Source organism: Aquimarina penaris, from assembly GCF_040786285.1.
In the GTDB taxonomy this organism is placed as follows: Bacteria; Bacteroidota; Bacteroidia; order Flavobacteriales; family Flavobacteriaceae; genus Aquimarina.
Genome location: NZ_JBFMKQ010000001.1, coordinates 679,533 through 698,163, shown reverse-complemented (window position 1 = coordinate 698,163; position 18,631 = coordinate 679,533). Strand labels below are relative to the sequence as shown.

General features: G+C 33.4%; 10 protein-coding genes. 1 reads left to right on the top strand and 9 read right to left on the bottom strand.

From position 1 onward, the window contains the following. Positions 1-32: 32 nt before the first annotated feature. Both ABW637_RS02795 and ABW637_RS02790 read right to left on the bottom strand, forming a co-directional pair. The gene (locus ABW637_RS02795) at positions 33-374 is read right to left on the bottom strand and encodes a hypothetical protein (protein WP_367583108.1); all 342 of its coding nucleotides are present in this window, start codon (positions 372-374) and stop codon (positions 33-35) included. A gap of 158 nt (positions 375-532) precedes the next feature. Beyond that, positions 533-5,353, bottom strand: coding sequence for a DUF6443 domain-containing protein (locus ABW637_RS02790; RefSeq protein WP_367583107.1), 4,821 nt, complete (start codon positions 5,351-5,353; stop codon positions 533-535). A gap of 715 nt (positions 5,354-6,068) precedes the next feature. Between ABW637_RS02790 and ABW637_RS02785 the strand changes: the two genes are divergently transcribed. Then, positions 6,069-9,245 carry a T9SS type A sorting domain-containing protein gene (locus tag ABW637_RS02785; protein ID WP_367583106.1) on the top strand — a complete coding sequence of 1,059 codons (3,177 nt, stop codon included), beginning with the start codon at positions 6,069-6,071 and terminating at the stop codon, positions 9,243-9,245. 70 nt (positions 9,246-9,315) lie between these two features. Here ABW637_RS02785 and ABW637_RS02780 read toward each other — a convergent pair whose 3' ends face one another. The 7 genes from ABW637_RS02780 to ABW637_RS02750 form a co-directional block, all read right to left on the bottom strand. Continuing rightward, the gene (locus ABW637_RS02780; protein ID WP_367583105.1) at positions 9,316-10,419 is read right to left on the bottom strand and encodes a TFIIB-type zinc ribbon-containing protein; all 1,104 of its coding nucleotides are present in this window, start codon (positions 10,417-10,419) and stop codon (positions 9,316-9,318) included. 56 nt (positions 10,420-10,475) lie between these two features. Next, a complete protein-coding gene (locus ABW637_RS02775; RefSeq protein ID WP_367583104.1) occupies positions 10,476-11,612 on the bottom strand; it encodes an SPFH domain-containing protein in 1,137 nt (378 codons plus the stop codon). A 276-nt stretch (positions 11,613-11,888) separates the two neighbouring features. After that, positions 11,889-13,535: a serine hydrolase gene (locus ABW637_RS02770; protein ID WP_367583103.1), complete on the bottom strand. Its 1,647-nt coding sequence runs from the start codon at positions 13,533-13,535 to the stop codon at positions 11,889-11,891. A gap of 21 nt (positions 13,536-13,556) precedes the next feature. Then, positions 13,557-14,432, bottom strand: coding sequence for a hypothetical protein (locus tag ABW637_RS02765; protein ID WP_367583102.1), 876 nt, complete (start codon positions 14,430-14,432; stop codon positions 13,557-13,559). 207 nt (positions 14,433-14,639) lie between these two features. Continuing rightward, positions 14,640-16,496, bottom strand: coding sequence for a sensor histidine kinase (locus ABW637_RS02760; protein ID WP_367583101.1), 1,857 nt, complete (start codon positions 16,494-16,496; stop codon positions 14,640-14,642). A 181-nt stretch (positions 16,497-16,677) separates the two neighbouring features. After that, complete coding sequence (locus tag ABW637_RS02755; RefSeq protein WP_367583100.1) at positions 16,678-17,430, bottom strand: LytR/AlgR family response regulator transcription factor; 753 nt, start codon at positions 17,428-17,430, stop codon at positions 16,678-16,680. A 3-nt stretch (positions 17,431-17,433) separates the two neighbouring features. Beyond that, entirely contained in the window at positions 17,434-18,594 is a 1,161-nt protein-coding gene (locus ABW637_RS02750; RefSeq protein WP_367583099.1) for a histidine kinase, read from the bottom strand. Positions 18,595-18,631: the final 37 nt, after the last annotated feature.

Genomic DNA, 18,631 nt, shown 5'->3' with positions numbered 1-18,631 from the left:
TATTATCTTATTATATAAAAATGTGATTTGTTCTAATTTGTAGTACTATCAATATAGTACATCGTATCTCTAGAGATTTTCGGTTCAATTTGATTAATAGGAATAGTTATGTTTTTTACTTGTAAAGAAAAATAGCTGTGTTCGGGATATTTTAAAAAACTTTCAAAATAATCAGGTGCCAAAGCCCCCCTTTTTATGCTAATTAAACAAAGACTATCTTTATTAACCGATGAATTGCATTTTTTAGTTATTGTAGAAATAGAGTCTAGTATACTTTTAATTGTTTTTCTATTTCTTGATACTCCCTCTAATTTTGCAATATATCTTCCTACTTTTTCTTTCCTTTCTCCGGATTTATAAGCTTCTTTAATCATTGTTGAATCCATGATTACGGATAAAGATTTTGAGTAGAAGTCGTCAAAATTTTTCAGCATATAATTTTTGTCTTCAATTTTTTGTCCAAATGAAGATATATTGCAAATAAAAATTATGATTAGAGTCAGTTTTTTCCTTAGCATAATAAATGGCTATTTTAGAACGGCTTAAAAAGATGATTTTCGAAAGTCCTTCTTATATTAGTCTTAAATCCCTCTAATACTGGAGCTTCTCGAGCAAAAGGAGATTGACTTTCGGGTCTCATATTATACTCAAACTGGCCCATACTCATTTTAAGAAATAAAGCTTTATCATCTGAATCTGCAAAATAATGCTCGCCTTTCCAATTAATGATGTGTGAGTTGCGAGCACTAAAAGGAGTAAGCTCAAAATCATCTGGATGTGTTGGGAATGCTAAATATTTTTTGTTGACATGAAAATGAAAGTCCGCAACGACATTGTCTGGGGCAAGAGGAAATTGTACTTTATTTACTTCTCCGAATGTAATATAGCCAACATCAAGTCCACCTTTCTTATTTGCTACAAAATATCCACCACCTTCTCTATTTCTTGAAAAACTCCTTTGACCTGTGGCCATAAATTTTTGATAACCACTTCTACTCACATTACCATACTCTCTTGGACCATTTAAGTAGTCTTGGTAATAAATTTCTTGCATAACATGATAGCTAGCTAATGATAGAGCGCCCGATGTACCAGCAGAGGTTAAAATCTCTCCAAAGTTACCTCCATCTATCCCTTCTTGTATTCCTCCAGAAATTGCACCCCCAGAAAAAGCTCCAATACCACCACCAATATAGGCTCCGGCTAAGCTTCCAATTGCATCACTGGCTACACCCTCAAAAACTCCATTGCCTTGTATCAAATTAGTAGAAGCAGTAGAAGCAACAGAACTGCTAACTGCAGCCAAAGTACCTGCATAGGCAATACCTGTAGTAGAAATTAATCCACCAGTTACAAAGGCAGCTCCGGCCGCAAAACCGGCAGTACCTGCACCTTGTGTAAATGCTCCTACAGATTGAAAAAAGTCACCTCCATTTTTTGCTGTAGAAATAGAAGAATATAAACCACCGATAACTGCAACTGCGGCTACGATAATAGCTCCAATAGTAATAGCTTCCTCTCCATTAGGATCTACCAAAAGAATAGGATTATTACCCATTGCCAAATATGGACTACTAAATTGATTTTGTGGATCCGGAGTGAACCATCTACCAATATTAGAATCATACATACGTGATCCAAAATCATATAATCCGATATTGTTATCTAACTGTAATTCTTTTCCTTGAAATTTATAATTATAATTTGAAGCTATAGAGGCATTAAATTCACCTTCCAGGATACTTCCCATAGGGTAGTAGTTGCTATTTGATAAAATCTCATCTGAAGTAATGATTCCATCTGCATTAGCATCATTATATGTTACTCTATTATTGCCTAAATGATCTGAATATATGTATGTGTATTTAAAATCATTATTATCTTTAAAGACATATCCTTCTGACGAAGGGAAAAATTGTAATTGCCCTTGCTGATACTGAAAACTACCTATATATTCGGTTTCTGTAGTACTATTGCCTTCTACATATACTTTTGATAGTTTTCTTCCTGAAGCATCATAGATAAAACGAATACTTTTGTTATTCAAAAAAGTAACCTTTTCTACAAGATTCATATGGTTATATTCTATAAGGCTTATTCCTTTGTTAAGGTCCTTAATTAGATTACCATTATCGTCATATTCATAATCATCACCAGAGGTGTTACCATCTATAAAACCAGCTGTTTTATCTCCGGTATCTGTTATTGCCATTAATTGATTACTTCTTTCTCCGTAAGTATAGGTTAAGTAATCTAATTGCTTAAAGTCTGGGTCAGCAGGGTTTCCAGCACCACTAAGTCCTTTACGATTTAGATAAGTGATATTACCATTTTTATCATATTTAATGTTATGAACCTCATATTTATAAGTGGATACCCTACCCAATATATCGCCAGATAGGTAACTAGCATCAGTTAATTGATCAAGTGCATTAAAATTATAAGCATAAGATTGTTTTAGATTATCATACTTAGACCTCCATATTGTTTGAGAAATGTTGCCATTGAATAATGATTTTGCATCTACTACATCACCTCCTTCTATGGGTTCGTTATAATTAAGTTTATAGGCAAATAAATTATTACCAATATTATCAACATCATTAATTTCTTTTAACCAACTTCTTATATTGTATTTGTATGCGATATTTTGAAGTGAATTATTAGAATTACCAGAAACTTTTCCTCCAACATTTTTAGTATCTATAAGACCTAACTCCGTATAATTATTAGTAAACAAATGCTCTACTGCCTGATCATTGATTTTTTGATATTGTGATTTTACACGTTCTGATTTATCATATTCATGTGTGTCAACAATAGTAATCAAATCAGAATTAGTCACTCTTTTGTGTTTAGTTAAACTTCTTTCTAATTTTCCTCTAAAATCTAGTTTACTATCAGTAGAAGTATACCCTCCTAAATGATTTTTTTCATATAATCTAACTCTTCTTCCTTTCTCATCATAATAGCTATATGTTTTAGACCAGGAGTTTTCCCCAATCGTTTTAGACCAATTAGCAGTAAGTAAGCTTTTAGTTTTATTTGTAACTGCTTGTCCATCTATTATAGATGGAGTTACTGGTTTATCTGAATCAGTAAAACTATAATCATCATAATAATTAATAGATAGTAACTCGGCAAAACCAGTGATTGGAAAAGCAGTATTACTATAGCTAATGGCCGTGCCTAATATCAAAGTTGTTTCAATACTTCTATTTTCAATATTTGATTTGTTAGATGAGGTATTAATAAAAGTATCTACTTCAGCTTGTAAATCATTTCTTGATTTAGTACTAGAATATTTACCGCTGTAGGTAACTCTTCCAAATGCATCATATTTTGTAAATAACCAGAGGTTATCTTTTCTAATATTAGCATCTTGAACCAGAATCTGACGATCTAATTGGTCATATATTATATACTCCCAGCCTTTACCTGGAGATTTTTGTTCTATTTTACGATTGTACTGATCATATTTATACTGATAACATAATTGATCTAATACATCGGGATCGAATTTAACATAGTTTGCCTCTAGATCTACTGTAAGTGTCTTGATTAATTCATAAACGCCGTCACTGCCTTCAATATAGAGATAGCCATTTTTGATAGACACATCATAGTTGGGAGAACTGCCGTTACCTGTATTGCCGATATACATATCAGGTAAATTGGTACGTGTTCCATATCTGCCGTTTCTCATTTTTTGGCCAGGATCTAGTACCAAATCAAACGCAACGGTTAATCTATTACCAACCAAAGAGAACTGTGCTCCACCTCTACTGTTAGGGCCTCGAGTACCTTTGATGGTTAAAAAACTGCCATTTGTGATGAACTGATCAAATTCTGTATACGAAAAAGGAACAGGATCAATAGGAACTGCTTTGGGTGTAATTATATAGGTTAACCTCCCTAGATCATCATAGACATAGTTTGTAGTTAGTTTTTCAAAGCCTGAACTTCCAGAATTATTATATGTGATTTCTGAAACTTTCCTTCCATTTTTATCGGTAAATACCTTAATCGTATTTAACCCTCCATCGGTTGTAGGGTTCCAATTTTCATTCTTGACCGTGTTTTTTGTCAATTCATTTGCACTATAATATGAATTTACAAAAGCACCATCTTCATTAATGTCATATTTTTTAACATCAAATGCATTATTGGTTTCATACTCATACTTAGTGGTATGATCAGAATCGCTAGTTGCAGATAATTGCCAGTCATTACCCGGTGCTGCAGATTCTAAGACTCTGCTTATAAGAGAATTCTCAAATCGCTGTTGTGCAAATGGATTGTTGTCACCATATTTATCCTGATAGTAAGCGTTGATTTGTAATACAGGATTAGTAACTAAACTACCAGTATTTTGAGTAGTTGGTAATGGTAAATATGTCTTTTCAGTTCTTCCGAATTGATCATATTCATAATGATGTACAACATCATTTCCCATAGGGTTATCTTTTATTGAAATATCTTGGATAGGTCTTCCTAATCCATCGTAATAAATAACGTGTTCTTTTACATCTTTATCGTCAGAAACCATAGAATCATCAGTCAGTTCTTTTAAATATACCTTGGTATAAATGTAATTCTCGTTACTTAGTTGGACAGGAGTATATGGGCAATTGTTTTCAGGGCTTGCAAAATCTGGGCAGCTATCCTGGTTGTTTGATACATATCCATTAGGTTGAGTACAACTTGATCTGCTAGTATTTGGATCGCCAAGGCCATCACCATCAGTATCGGCATACCATGTTGGAGATATGTTTACAGAGGGGTCATTGTCATCACAATCAAAAACAGGTTGTAATCTTGGATCATTAGCGTTAATATAATTAGACCCTGGCGATGAACATGATTTTATAAGGACAGCTGGACCAGTAGGACCTCCAGGAAATGGAGGAAACGTTGGCGTTTGAGTTAAATTAGGTCGTGCTTTATAAAAATCTCCATCGGCATCCAGATGCCAAGTATCTGGTTCGCCTATAGAAGCATTTGTGTCATCACAATCAGAGGAGTCTTCAACTATTGATAATGTAGGGTCAAATACACATAGAAATATTGAATTATTAGGGTTTCCTAAACCATCTCCATCTAGATCATAATAGTAGGCCTGACCTCCTAAGTTGACATTAGGGTTAGTGTCATCACAATCAAGATTGTTAGTTACCAATTGAGTGATTCCATCAGGTATTTCAATACAATTAGCACTGGCATCACCGTAGCCATCGCCATCTAAATCGGGATAATAGCAAGTAGATGGGGGTGGTGGCAAGGGGACTAGAAGCCCTTGGCTAAAGGAAGCAGTGAAACTTAAAAAAAACATTACAATCATTAATTTTTTCATGCGAGAGAGTTTTAAGAATGATTAGAAAAATTAAGATCAATAACTATTTACTAAGCTTCTATGAGGCTTGAATTGTTATTGTTCCTTTTAAGCAATAGTAAAGAATAGTAGTCTCATTTTATGAGACTACTATTTTCAAACGAACAATTTTTAATGAGTAAGTGTAGTAAGAGAAGTTACTTGCTTTTTAATTTATGGTCGTTAAATAATTAATAGAAAGATATGATGTGAGTGGTGTGTACCCCATAACAAACTACATATTAGATAACCAAAGCAATGCCAAAGTTATCGTTATAATAAACAGAACAAAAAAGAAGATTTTTCAGAAAGAATAAGATCTTTTACCGGATATGGTTCTAGTTTGGCCATGGATAAAGAAATTATACTTCTTTCCCGAATAAGCATATAGCACTCATCAAAATATGCTTAAACGTTTGTTTACTTAGACTCATATCTTATATCATGAACCCGTTGTGTATCTCCATCAATATCACGCTTGGCCCATGAGGATGCAATTTTTTCGGCTTCTCTAGAGATAAATAAAAGTACTTAACACACTACCTCAACAAATCATAAAACATCTACTAACATGCTGTGTTTATTATACTAGCCGAATAAGGGAACTCAACTACCAGGATTTGGAACTCCTGTTATAATCCTTCTAATCAATTTATGATACCATTGTGTTTTTATTAGTAATCTAAAAACACAAGCAATGAAAAATTTACTTTTATCATTTATTTTATTAGGAGTGTGCTCTATTGGACAAATATATGGTCAACAAGGGAATACTTTTTATGGTAGGGGAGCAGGAGAATCAAATACTACTGGGGATAGAAATGCTTTTTTTGGGGTGAACTCGGGAAAGAAAAACACGGCAGGTAGCAATAATACTTTTTCTGGATATAGATCTGGAGAAAATAATACTACGGCCAATAACAATTCCTTTTTTGGATATACTGCTGGATTTAACAATACTACCGGAAGCAATAACACATTTTCGGGATATAGATCAGGATTTACTAATAGATCTGGATATCAAAATACTTTTTCAGGATATCATTCTGGTTATTTCAATTCTATAGGACATTCTAACTCATATTATGGATCTCAAGCAGGATACTATAATTCGTCAGGATTTGAAAATACCTTCTCAGGATATCGATCTGGTTATCAAAACTCCACTGGTTATTCTAATTCTTTTTTTGGAGCCCAATCCGGATACAAGAATACATCTGGTGCAGATAATGTTTTTCTTGGGACTCAATCAGGTTACAGTAATACTATAGGGCAAAGAAATATACTCATTGGTTATCAATCTGGATATACTAACGGTACAGGTAACGACAATACATTTATTGGCAATAATTCGGGATATGGAAACACAAGTGGCTCTAAAAATACCTTTATTGGCGGCTTTGCTGGTTCTGGAAGCACTACCGGAAATAACAATGTATTTGCTGGGTATACCTCTGGATCTGGTAATAAAACTGGAAGTAACAATATTTTTCTAGGCTTTGAATCAGGATATAGAAATAATTCGGGATCCTCTAATATTTTCTTAGGTACTCAATCTGGTAAGTCAAATACCAGTGGAGGCTCAAATACATTTATTGGTAATAAATCAGGACATAATAATACAACGGGTTTTCAAAATATTTTCATAGGAAATGAATCAGGTTCAATGAACACTAACGGAATTAGGAATCTTTTTATAGGTATTCAATCAGGAAGCAGTAATATAACAGGTAGTGGAAATATATTTTTGGGATACCAATCTGGAAAGGGCAATACTTCGGGATTATTTAATACATTTTTAGGGTATCAATCAGGCGTTATAAACGATAACGGAAGTAGTAATTTGTTCTCCGGCTATGCTTCGGGAGCAAATAATAAATCAGGAGATAGTAATACTTTTTTAGGAGCCAAATCTGGAAACCAAAATACTTCAGGATCTGTTAATGTTTTTTTAGGAAATCAATCAGGTTTTTCTAATACAGAAGGTAGTAATAATACATTCATAGGTCATAATTCAGGGTATTATAATACCACAGGTGGTGAAAATATATTTATAGGAGCTAGCTCGGGTTCTAATAATAATACAGGAGACAAAAACCTTTTCATAGGTATAGGATCTGGTAGAAGTAATACAACAGGGAGTGAAAATATGTTTTTGGGATATACCTCAGGGGCAGATAATAATTCGGGTACTGGAAACACCTTCGTGGGCTACCAATCTGGTGTTTCAAACACAACCGGTACTCATAATGTTTATTTAGGTAAAGAAGCCGGTTATAATAACACAGCAGGTGGAGGAAATGTAGCTTTAGGATGGCAGACAGGGTTTAATAACCAAGGAAGCAATAACGTTTTTATAGGACAACAATCTGGGATGAGTAATACTACAGCAAATGCAAATATTTTTATTGGGTCTTTTTCGGGTGAAAAAAATACCACGGGAAAATCGAATGTATTTGTAGGTGTGAGTGCCGGAAATGAAAATACAACGGGTGATTATAACACTTTTACTGGTTGGGCATCTGGAACCGCTAATATCACGGGTAAGTATAATTCATTTTCAGGATTTCGGTCAGGTAATAACAATACCAGCGGTGACTTCAATTCATTCTTCGGAGGAAGTGCTGGGCATAATAATACAACAGGAAGTGAAAACACATTTTTAGGATATGCTTCAGGGTTTAGTAACATTAGTGGAAATACCAACGTTTTTATAGGCAACTCCTCCGGAAGATCAAATACTACTGGTCGTAATAATATGTTTATCGGGTATCGATCTGGATATAACAATACATTTGGATCTAATAACACCTTTTCTGGATATAATTCTGGTGGGAATACTACCGAAGGCAATTTAAATACATTTTTTGGTCATTTTTCAGGATATGATAATACAACCGGTACAGAAAATACATTTTTAGGAGCGGGTTCAGGAGCGGGTAATTCTACAGGTAATTCTAACACATATATTGGCAATATGTCGGGGTTTGGAAATAACGGTGATGATAATGTATTTATCGGAAAACATTCAGGAAGAGGCTTAACTAATGCAAATCATACGCTATATGTGCAAAATTGGGAAATAAACAAAACACCCCTGATCTATGGAGATTTTGAAACAGGTGATGTAGCAATTGGTAATTCTTCGACTTTTGGATATAAATTATATGTTAGCGGCGATGCTTTTGCAACAGGAGTATGGGTTAGTAATAGTATTCCTGGGCCAGGTTTTGCAAGAAGTAAATCCAAACCTATAGAGAATGCACTAGATAAAATTAATAAGATTAATACTACAGTAAGCACTATAACTTCAAAATCAGCCGATAAAAATGAAGTTAATAAAACACAGTATGAAGTAAATGCAACCGATCTGCAAAAAGTGTTTCCCAATCTGATAAAACAGCATGAAGATGATGTCGCAGTAAATTATCAAGGGCTTATTCCTGTACTTGTAGAAGCATTAAAAGGTCTGGAACAAAAGCATAGTAAAGAAATCGAAGGTTTGAAAGAACAAAATGAACAATTAAAAGAAGAAATGGAAGAATTAAAAACATTAATCTCTAATCAAATAATAAGTATTGAAAATCAAACAGGGTCATTGAATGATTCTACATTCAAATTATCACAAAATATTCCAAATCCGTTTGAGTCTACTACAATGATTAAATATAGTGTTCCGAAGGGATATAGTCATGATGCATCGATTCAAATTTTTGATGGTAATGGGATAAGAATAAAATCCTTTACTAACCTATCAGCAGGAGATGGAGAGGTAACAGTTGATAATACCTTTTTACCTACAGGATTGTATTACTATAGCTTAATAGTAAACGGAAAAGTGATTGCTTCAAAAAAGATGATATTGAAGAACTAGTATATGAAGGTAGTACGTTTTTTTGCACCAGGGTTATCTTGATTAGATAGCCCTTATGCATAAAAACATCTTATTTGTTAGACAATAAAACCACTATCGCTATCAGGAGAAGTATAAAAAGTACAAAAAAGAATATTTTCCAAAAAGAATATGGTCTTTTACCCGATATCGTTCCGGTTTGACCATTGATAAAGAAATTATACTTCTTTCCCGAATAGGCATATGCACTTATATATACCGGAAGCAAAATATGCTTAAACGTTTGATCACTTAGATTCATATCTACCCCATGTACTCGTTGTGTATCTCCACCTATATCACGCTTGGCCCATGAGATTGCAATTTTTTCGGCTTCTTTAGTAGATGAAAGATGACCATCTTTTAGAGGAATGGTATATTTTTCGGTAACAAAACCGGCTAAAAAATTAGTGTTAAAAGGCTCTAGATCATCAAGTTTCCAATTTGATATTTTTGATGGGATAGCATTTTTCCTTTGATGAGATGCTTTGATCAATGTATCATCTACAAAACCGCTTATGTTTCCATTTACATTAGTCCATCGGGTTCTGCGTTCTTGTCGTGTTCTTTGCACTGTTTTGCCATTTACAGTAGTAGTGTATGGAACACTTACATAGTAATAATCACCTCGCTGCCCTGTGTATGATGCATATAGCTGGGCATCAAAAGTCCAATAAGGTAAATAAAGCCCTTTGGTATTTTGAGGGTCTAAAGCCGCTTTTTTTAAATTATTAGGAGCAAACCAAAGCCCTTTGACCCACTTGGTAAAGATTTGATGTGATTTTTTTTGATCAAATTGAAATGGAAGCACAGCACCCGGTAATATCCAATCCTCTTTATACGCATCTTCTATAATCAAGGGCATTGTGCAATAGACACAATGCAATGATTTATAATTCTCTTCTATATGTTGATTTGCACCGCAATTTTTACAATGCAACATCATAATCTCTTCAGAATGGGATTGAGAACCCATTTCTTCGAGATAAGGTAAGAGCTCTAATTCTTTAAAACCATCTTGATCCTGAGTAATAGTCTCTTGATGCCCACAATACTCACATGTAATGGACGTAGTACCGGGTTTATATTTTAATTCTGCACCGCAATTAACACAGGATTTCTTTTGCTCTGAAACCGCTTTTTTCTCTTCTTCCATAGACGAATGTCATTTCTGCTTTCGCGGAAATCTCATGAATGTACACGTAATAAATTTTATACTCCAGGTAATGGAGGAGGGGTGCTCCCACCTAAAAATGATTTCAGTTCTTCAACATCTTTTAACGTAGTCCAATTTGCCATTCCTTGTTTCCAGATTAGCGAATCTTTATTAATAGTTCTATTAGCAAACAGGGCCTTTAATTGATCAAATGATGCAGGGCCTGCTTGTTGACCATTACTGGCATAAAAATATTGAACCTGTACGGGCATTGGCGGTGGTGCAACTGGCGAGGTTTGTTGAGGTTGAACAACTTGTTGTCCTCCCATTGGATTCATCATACCACCCATCTGTTGTGCCAATACAAATCCCATTCCCATTCCCATTCCTGCTCCTGCGGTACCACCCTCATTAGCCGCAGCAGCTTCAATAGCCTTAGCGGTTTTAAATTTGGTTAGTTTGTCTAAATCTAATTTGTCTATTCTGCTGTATTCGAAGATTTCTTTCTTTAATTCTTCTGGCATAGAAACATTTTCTATAAAGAATTTTTCGAGAGAAATACCTACAGAGTTAAATTCTGGTTGCATCACATCGAGACAGGTTTCAGATAATTCTGTAGTATTAGCTGCGTATAATTCTATAGGAAGATTGGCTTCACCAACGGTATCTGTAAAACGGGTTGAAATTAAACTTTTAAGATGTTCATTAATTTCAAAATTGGTAAAATTGGCATCGGTTCCTACAACATCAACCACAAACTTACCAGCATCATTAATTTTAAAAGCATATGTCCCGAATGCTCGGATTTCGACTAAACCAAAACGATCATCATTTAGAGTAATTGGGTTTTTAGTGCCCCATTTTTCATCGGTGAACAAATGCGTATTTACAAAATACACCTCAGCTTTAAACGGACTATTAAAACCGTATTTCCACCCTTTTAGTGTAGCTAAAATGGGTAGATTTTGTGTGTTTAAGGTATATGTCCCTGCTGTAAAAACATCTGCCAGTTGCCCTTCATTAATAAAGACTGCAGTTTGTCCTTCGCGTACAATAAGCTGAGCGCCGTTTTTTATTTCATTTTGATAGCGCTCAAATCGATGTACAATGGTGTCGTCTGTATAGTCTAACCATTCTACTATATCAATAAACTCATGACTGAGTTTGTTTTTTATTTCGTCAAAAATTCCCATTATAGCGTATTTATATATTTGAGTCTTAAAGCTACAAAATTGAATGGGTCATTAAAAATTATTTACTACTAAAATCTGCGAGATATAGATGAAATGCAGATTGTTGTACAAGTCTGGTATATGATCGATTATTTATATGAAAAATGAAGCGTATAAATAGTGATGTAAAAAACAATATCTCAAAGCTGTACTATAATAGTATAAGGAGTAATACTTCAAATTAAAAGACCACTCTTATTGGGAGTGGCCCTTTATTTTAAAAAATTAACCAGGATATTAGTAAACTATCAATTTTTTCTGTTGTATGTTCTTGTTTTTATTAATGGTTCGAATTATATAAAATCCAGAGGGTTGATTTGTTAAATCCAAAGTTAATTTTCGTTTATTCTTTGTAAATTTTTCATGAATTTTTTCACCAATAGCGTTCAATACTTCTATGGTGGTTGTGTCTTCTGGAAGTTGAATTTCTACTTGCCCTAAAGTTGGGTTGGGGAAAATTACCAGCGTATTTTTCATCTTTTTTGCGATAGACAATTCTTTGTTTTGATTGACACTTCTACCATTTGGTTTGGTAACACCATTTACACAACTTGCGGCTACATTTTCTATCGCAGCTATTGTAAATGAGCCATCTTTAGCATGAAAACCAGGTTTTAAAGAAATACCATCTCTGGCCATTAACCTCAAATCAGAATTTGCATCCGCAATCATTTGATTGCCTGTTGTTACCCGAGTACCTCTATATACCCGTTCCATACCAGAGGTTAAATGCTTTGACCATATGGTAGGATTTTGGCTATCATACTCAATAAAAGTATCCCCATTCAAATCTGAAGCATCGTCAAAACGAAAACGAGTGTATATTGCTTTTACCACATTTTCAACTACGGTACTGGTAAAATTTACATTGTTTCTATTTGCCATAATAACAACGCCATTACCAGATCCTGCAGACATATTAAAATAACAAGCAGCTCCTTCCTGCCCACCATTTTTACCAAGAACTGTTTGGCCGTTTTCAGGATAGACATCGTTCATCATATTACCGCGTAAAAGCCCTTCGGTAGCTGGATTAGTATACAAATCACCATTAACATAACCTTTAATAAACAGTGCAATATCAATAACTGAAGCAATAAACCCACCTGCTGGAAGTTTATAAGCTATGCTTTCAGCACTACCACCTGTTCCGTTAGCAAAGGAATTGGCGTGATTTTGGTATGGATACATCCATTGATATTCTGGTTTATAGGTTTGCATCATTAATGGTCGGGTAATGTTTTCGCGCAGCACTTCTTGATAAGGTTTCCCCGTGTAGGATTCAATTACAGCACCTAATGCCATATAACCGCCTGTTGAGTATCCTCCTGGTGAGCGTGGAACCGTGCTATTATCCAAAATTGCATTTAAAGATTCTTGTGCGTCGTAAATTGGAAAAGATGCCTCATAATCATCATAGAAGTCTTCATCCCAATCACTATCATCTGTAACATCCCTATTATAATGAGGAACATTTGCATTGTGATTCATGAGGTCTCGAACAGTAACTGTTGCATTGTTTTGTGCCCATTCCCAGCCTGGGAGATAAGTGAGTACCGTGTTTTCGATATCAAAACTAGTGGATTCATGAAGTTGTAATGCTAAAACCGCTGTTAAAGGTTTACAGATTGATGCTGTGCGATAAACCGTACATTCATCGGCATTGCGACCACCACCGATTCCACCATAACCTTTTGCAAAAGCAATTTCACCATCAATTACAATTCCTATTGAAATTGCAACACCAGGGCTAATGTTCACCAAGCTTTGTAATTGTTGATCTACCCAACTTGCATCTCCATTACTTAACCTATCAAATTGTGCATTCACAAACCCATAACAAAATAACAATAAGACTATTATTCTATATCTTTTTTTCATCATCTAAAGATTTTTGGGTTAAATTTATTTTTGAATGACTAATTTCAATTCCTCATTTTCCTTTTTCAATTCGATTAGATACAGCGTTATCTCCTCCAATTTTCTCAATAAGGTTGCGTCCATCGAGCCTAGTTCAATACCATTGGCTTCAACTTCTTTTGCTGAAGGAACATCAGGTAAATGACCATTCTTGGCAATGAATGCTTCTACCTCTTCGAGCGTTCTTAATTCATACTCATCTTCAAAAACATAATCTGCCCAACCTGTTTCTACTCGAATTTCTTTTGCTCGAATTTTTCCGTTTACAGAAAGCATATAATTGGATGAAGGGCTTGAAGTACCTATTCCTACGCGATCTTTGAAATAATTCCAAGAACCACCATACCCCCAGCTGAAGTACGTTCCATTATACCAAAGTGCCTCACTGCCTTTAACACGAAGGGCAACTCCTGAAGAAACAGATTTGTTTAGGTTCAAGGCTCCATTTACATCCAGTAAATAGGATGGAGAAGTTGTTCCAATGCCTACTTTTCCTGTGCCATTTATTACAAATTTTGTATTACCATTTATGCGAGCCATGAATGGCCCTTCATTAATGTTACTATTTACTGTTAACCTTGCAGGAGGTATGCTAAAAGGATCATTAATACTCATTCTTCCTCCCATAAATTTGAAAGGATAAAAAGTGGTGGTGTTAAATCGAAATTCGTTACTTCCGCCTTGGGAAGTAGAGTAAACCGAAATGTTTCTTCCGCTTTTCCAATCAATTCCTTCTCCAGATCCAATATCGTTAATGGTAACTTTATTAGCATCCAAGAGGTTTTTGTTTTCCATGTCAATCTGAGCATTTGTTGTTAAAATGAATAAGGTTGCCCCTAGTGTGAAAAGTGTTTTTTTCATGATTTCATGATTTTAAGATTAATTTGATGATTTAGAATAGCAGCAATTTCATATAATGAAACTATGCTATATATCAATGTATTATCAAATTTAGAGTGTTAACGAAAAACCGTTAGGAGGTAATTGACAGTAGGTGTCTTTCAATTGATAGATGTATGGTTTTGATTGATAGGAAGTTTTGGGTGATTGATCGTAATTGTCTTATTACTAAAAAATAAGATCTGTAGGGATTTTGATCACTACTTTGGTGCCAGATGGCTGCCCCAAATGATCAACTTTGTCGATAATACAGATGTTTTTTTCTTCTAGTGGGTTAAGGAGTTGCAATCGGTTTTGAGTTACTTGGATCCCTCTAGATTTTTTATCACTTTTATAGATGGATTGCATTTTTCTAGAAGCGGTTCTACCAATACCGTTATCTTCTACTTCACATATGATATAAGTATCACCTTTGTAGAAGGTAATAGTTAACTGTTTATCATCTTCTTTTTTATGTAATAGACCATATATAAGGGCATTTTCTACAAATGGTTGTACTATAAGCATTGGAATTTCTTCTGCTTCAGGATCTAAATCCTCTTTTAAAATGATGTTGTAATCAAAACTATTGTCAAAACGAAGTGCTTCTAGCTCGATATACTTTTTTAGCAATTTTATTTCGTCTGATAATACCACCGTAGTTTCAATAGAACTTTCTAGTAGATTTCTGGTTAATGTACTAAACTTGTTTAGATACTGGATAGCAGATTCTTTCTTGTCAGAAAGTATTAGATGTTGTATGGAACCCAAAGAATTAAAGATAAAATGAGGATTTATCTGCGCTCGTAAAGCTTTGTTGTTATTAATCAATGATTCTTTTTGAAAATATAGTTTTTCTTTTTGTTCTTGATGAATTTTGTATGCCAATCCTAATGCAAAAATTGTAATTTCTAACGACGCACCCATGATCATATAGGTAGGGTCTTTTAGAAAGAGTAGGCCTAAAGCTCCAATCATATACAAAAACGATCCACAAACTATAAAATAAGCCAAGCGGTTTTTTGCATAAAACAATAAATAGATCATGCCGCCAGTACCAAAAAGCGTCATGATGATGCGTTGGATATTCATGATTTGAATATGTCCTGCAAAATATTTAATATAGAAGAAAGAGGTGTCCAAGATTACAATAGCGATCAAAATATAAATGATAATTTGTAAAACTCTATGAAGTTTAGGATACTCTTTTTTAGTTATTAAATATTGGCATACGAAAAGCACATAAGATAGGTTGATGAGTACCTGTGCAATCTGCTGAAACCAATGACTTATTATATTAAAACCTCCAAAAATGAGATTGTTGGTTCTGAAAACATCACCATTTAGATAAACGAAAAGCCAAAAAACGTATAGAGAATAAAATAAGAATTCTTTTTTTCTAGAAGTAATAAAAAATGCAATGGTGAGTACAAATACAATCAAACAGACTCCAGTAAAAAGATATTTAGGGATTAAAGTTTTAATATCCTTCCAGCTATAATAATCTTCTTTTAACTGTTCTGCTATATTAGAAGAATAGTGGAACTTAAAAATGTGAGTGGGTTCCATACTAATTACGTGTTTTAACTTAAGATAGATAAAACGATTTTCTATAAGTGAGGTATACGTAAAAGGGACTCCAGGAGCATATACAATGGATTTGTTTTTTATTGATTTATCAAATCTTCCGAATTTTTTTTCTTTTAATTTGAAATTTTCCTCATAAAATATAGAGGCGTAATTATAATAACGAGATCGTAGATACCAAATACTATCTGTTTTTAATGTATTTATCTCTTTGATTAAGTCAATTTTCACCCAAAAAATATCTTTAGGATTTGTTTTTTTAGCCAGTAAATGAACAGGCTTAAATAATGTATCAGATTTTATGAGATCCCCTATATAGAGTTTTTCATTATCAGTTTTATAAATTGTAAACGGAAGCTTGGTTCCATGTCTATTTAATTTTTGTTGCCCATATGTATCATCTTGATGTATGCCGAATAGAAAATAAATACAAATCAAATATAGTAAGCTCTTAGGCATGTTTGGAGTTGAAATTAAGCATTAGGTTTAAAAACTCATCTGTCTTGAACCTGTTTAAATAGATCAATCTGATTGAGGTAAATTTTTTATGTAGTTTATATTATATAATAAGCTTAAAGATAAAAAACTATTCATAAGCCTGTTGAAAATTTGATTTCAGTTTTCTTATTTTATAATTTCATTATTGTAGATGATTCATTGCATTTAGAAAGGTGTCTTTTTTGCTTTTTGAAATATTTACGGTGTCATTATTACTCATTAAGATATAACCACCATCTGATTTTATATATTTTTCTACTTCTTTGAGATTGATTAAAAAACTATTATGTATCCTCATAAAAGATTGATGATCAAGTAAGTTTTCATATTCTTTTAAATGTTTACTAACTAGCACTGTTTTTTTATCTTTTAGATAAAATGCAGTATAAGAACCATTAGCTTTGCAATAAATAATACTTTCTATAGAAATAAATTCAAAACCATCTGTAGTAGAGAGACATATTTTATGCAACTTGGGCTGTTGTTGTAAATTATGAACTAGGGTTTCTAATTGCATGTTATATACCTCTTTATTTTTTTTATTCTTAGCTTTTTCAACCGCTTTGATAAGTTCATCAAGATCTATGGGTTTTAATAAATAATCTAATGAGCTGTATTTTACAGCTTTAATAGCATACTGTTCAAAAGCGGTAATAAATATGATTTCAAAATTTATAAGTTTAATCTGAGTAAGAATGTCAAACCCAGTACCAGATTGTAATTCTATATCCAAAAAGACAACATCTGGATTTGTAGTAGCTATAGCAGTAATTGCTTCTTCTACAGATCCTGCAGATGCCATAATACTGACATCAGTACAAAATTCGCTTATTAGATTTTTTAACGTTTCTCTACTATGCTTTTCATCATCTACTATAATTGCTTTTAAGCTCATAATCTAAGATAAATTAGGTAAGGTGAGTATGATTTTATCATTGTTTGATTTAGAATTACAAGAAAATGTAATTTGGTTATCAATATCTGTAAGAGAATTAAATTGCTGTACTTGGTCTTTCCATGTTAAGAATTGTTTTCTATAATGAGGGATTGCTCTATTTTTTGTCTTATTATAATCAGATGTACAAGAAATATCTACAAGAACATTCTTTTTTTTGATAGTAAATGCCAGGTGGATTGTGTAATTTTTCTTTTGTTTGTAAATAGCTTGCTCGATCATATTTTCTAGTAAAGTTTGTAAAATGAAGGAAGGTATTGAGGCTTTTCCATTTTTTGAAATATTTTTGGAATCAATAAAATAATCAAACTGATCTTCATACCTCAATTTTTGAATTTTTAAATACCAATGGAGCATATCGATTTCATCAACTAGATGTACCGCTTCTTTTTCTATGTATTTCAAATAGAACCTAATTAGTTTACTAAAGGTAGAAAGATAATCCACAGCATGTTTTTTATTTTCTGAAGTAATAAAATACTGGATAGCATTTAGTGTATTAAATACAAAATGGGGGTTCATTTGTGAGCGAAATGCTTTTAGCTTTAGCTTTATCAATTCTTGCTTAACCCTAAGGGTATTTTCTTGCTCTTCTCTCAACCTCTTATCAGCTCTGATACTATTGATCTTTATCGAACAAAAAGAAGCAATTGCAGACAGTATCGTTAAATGCTGTTGGGTAAAAAAATTCTTATCTGGATGTTCACAATCTATAATTCCATAAACGGTGTTTTCTATAACTATGGGGATGGTAATTTCTGATAATCGATGTTGGTCATCAACAATATATTTGGGGTTTTTTGAGGTGTCATTATTAATTTCGGCAATCCCAGTAAGGGCTACATTACCCGATATTCCTTGACCTATAGCAATTTTTACAGGATTGTATATCCTGTTCTCATTTGGGCTTTTAGGTCCGTAAGCCGCCTTTTGTATTAAGGTTTTGCTTGTATAATCCACGGTATAAATTACACAATCTACAAAGCCTAATTTGGAGATACAATTTTTTGCCAAGTCCCATAAAACATCTTCCTCATTATTTTTTGCCAAAATAGATTTTGAAAAATATATTAAAACATCTTCAAATTGAATACTATCCTTCATATTCCTGCATTTCTTATATGATAAATGTACAATATGT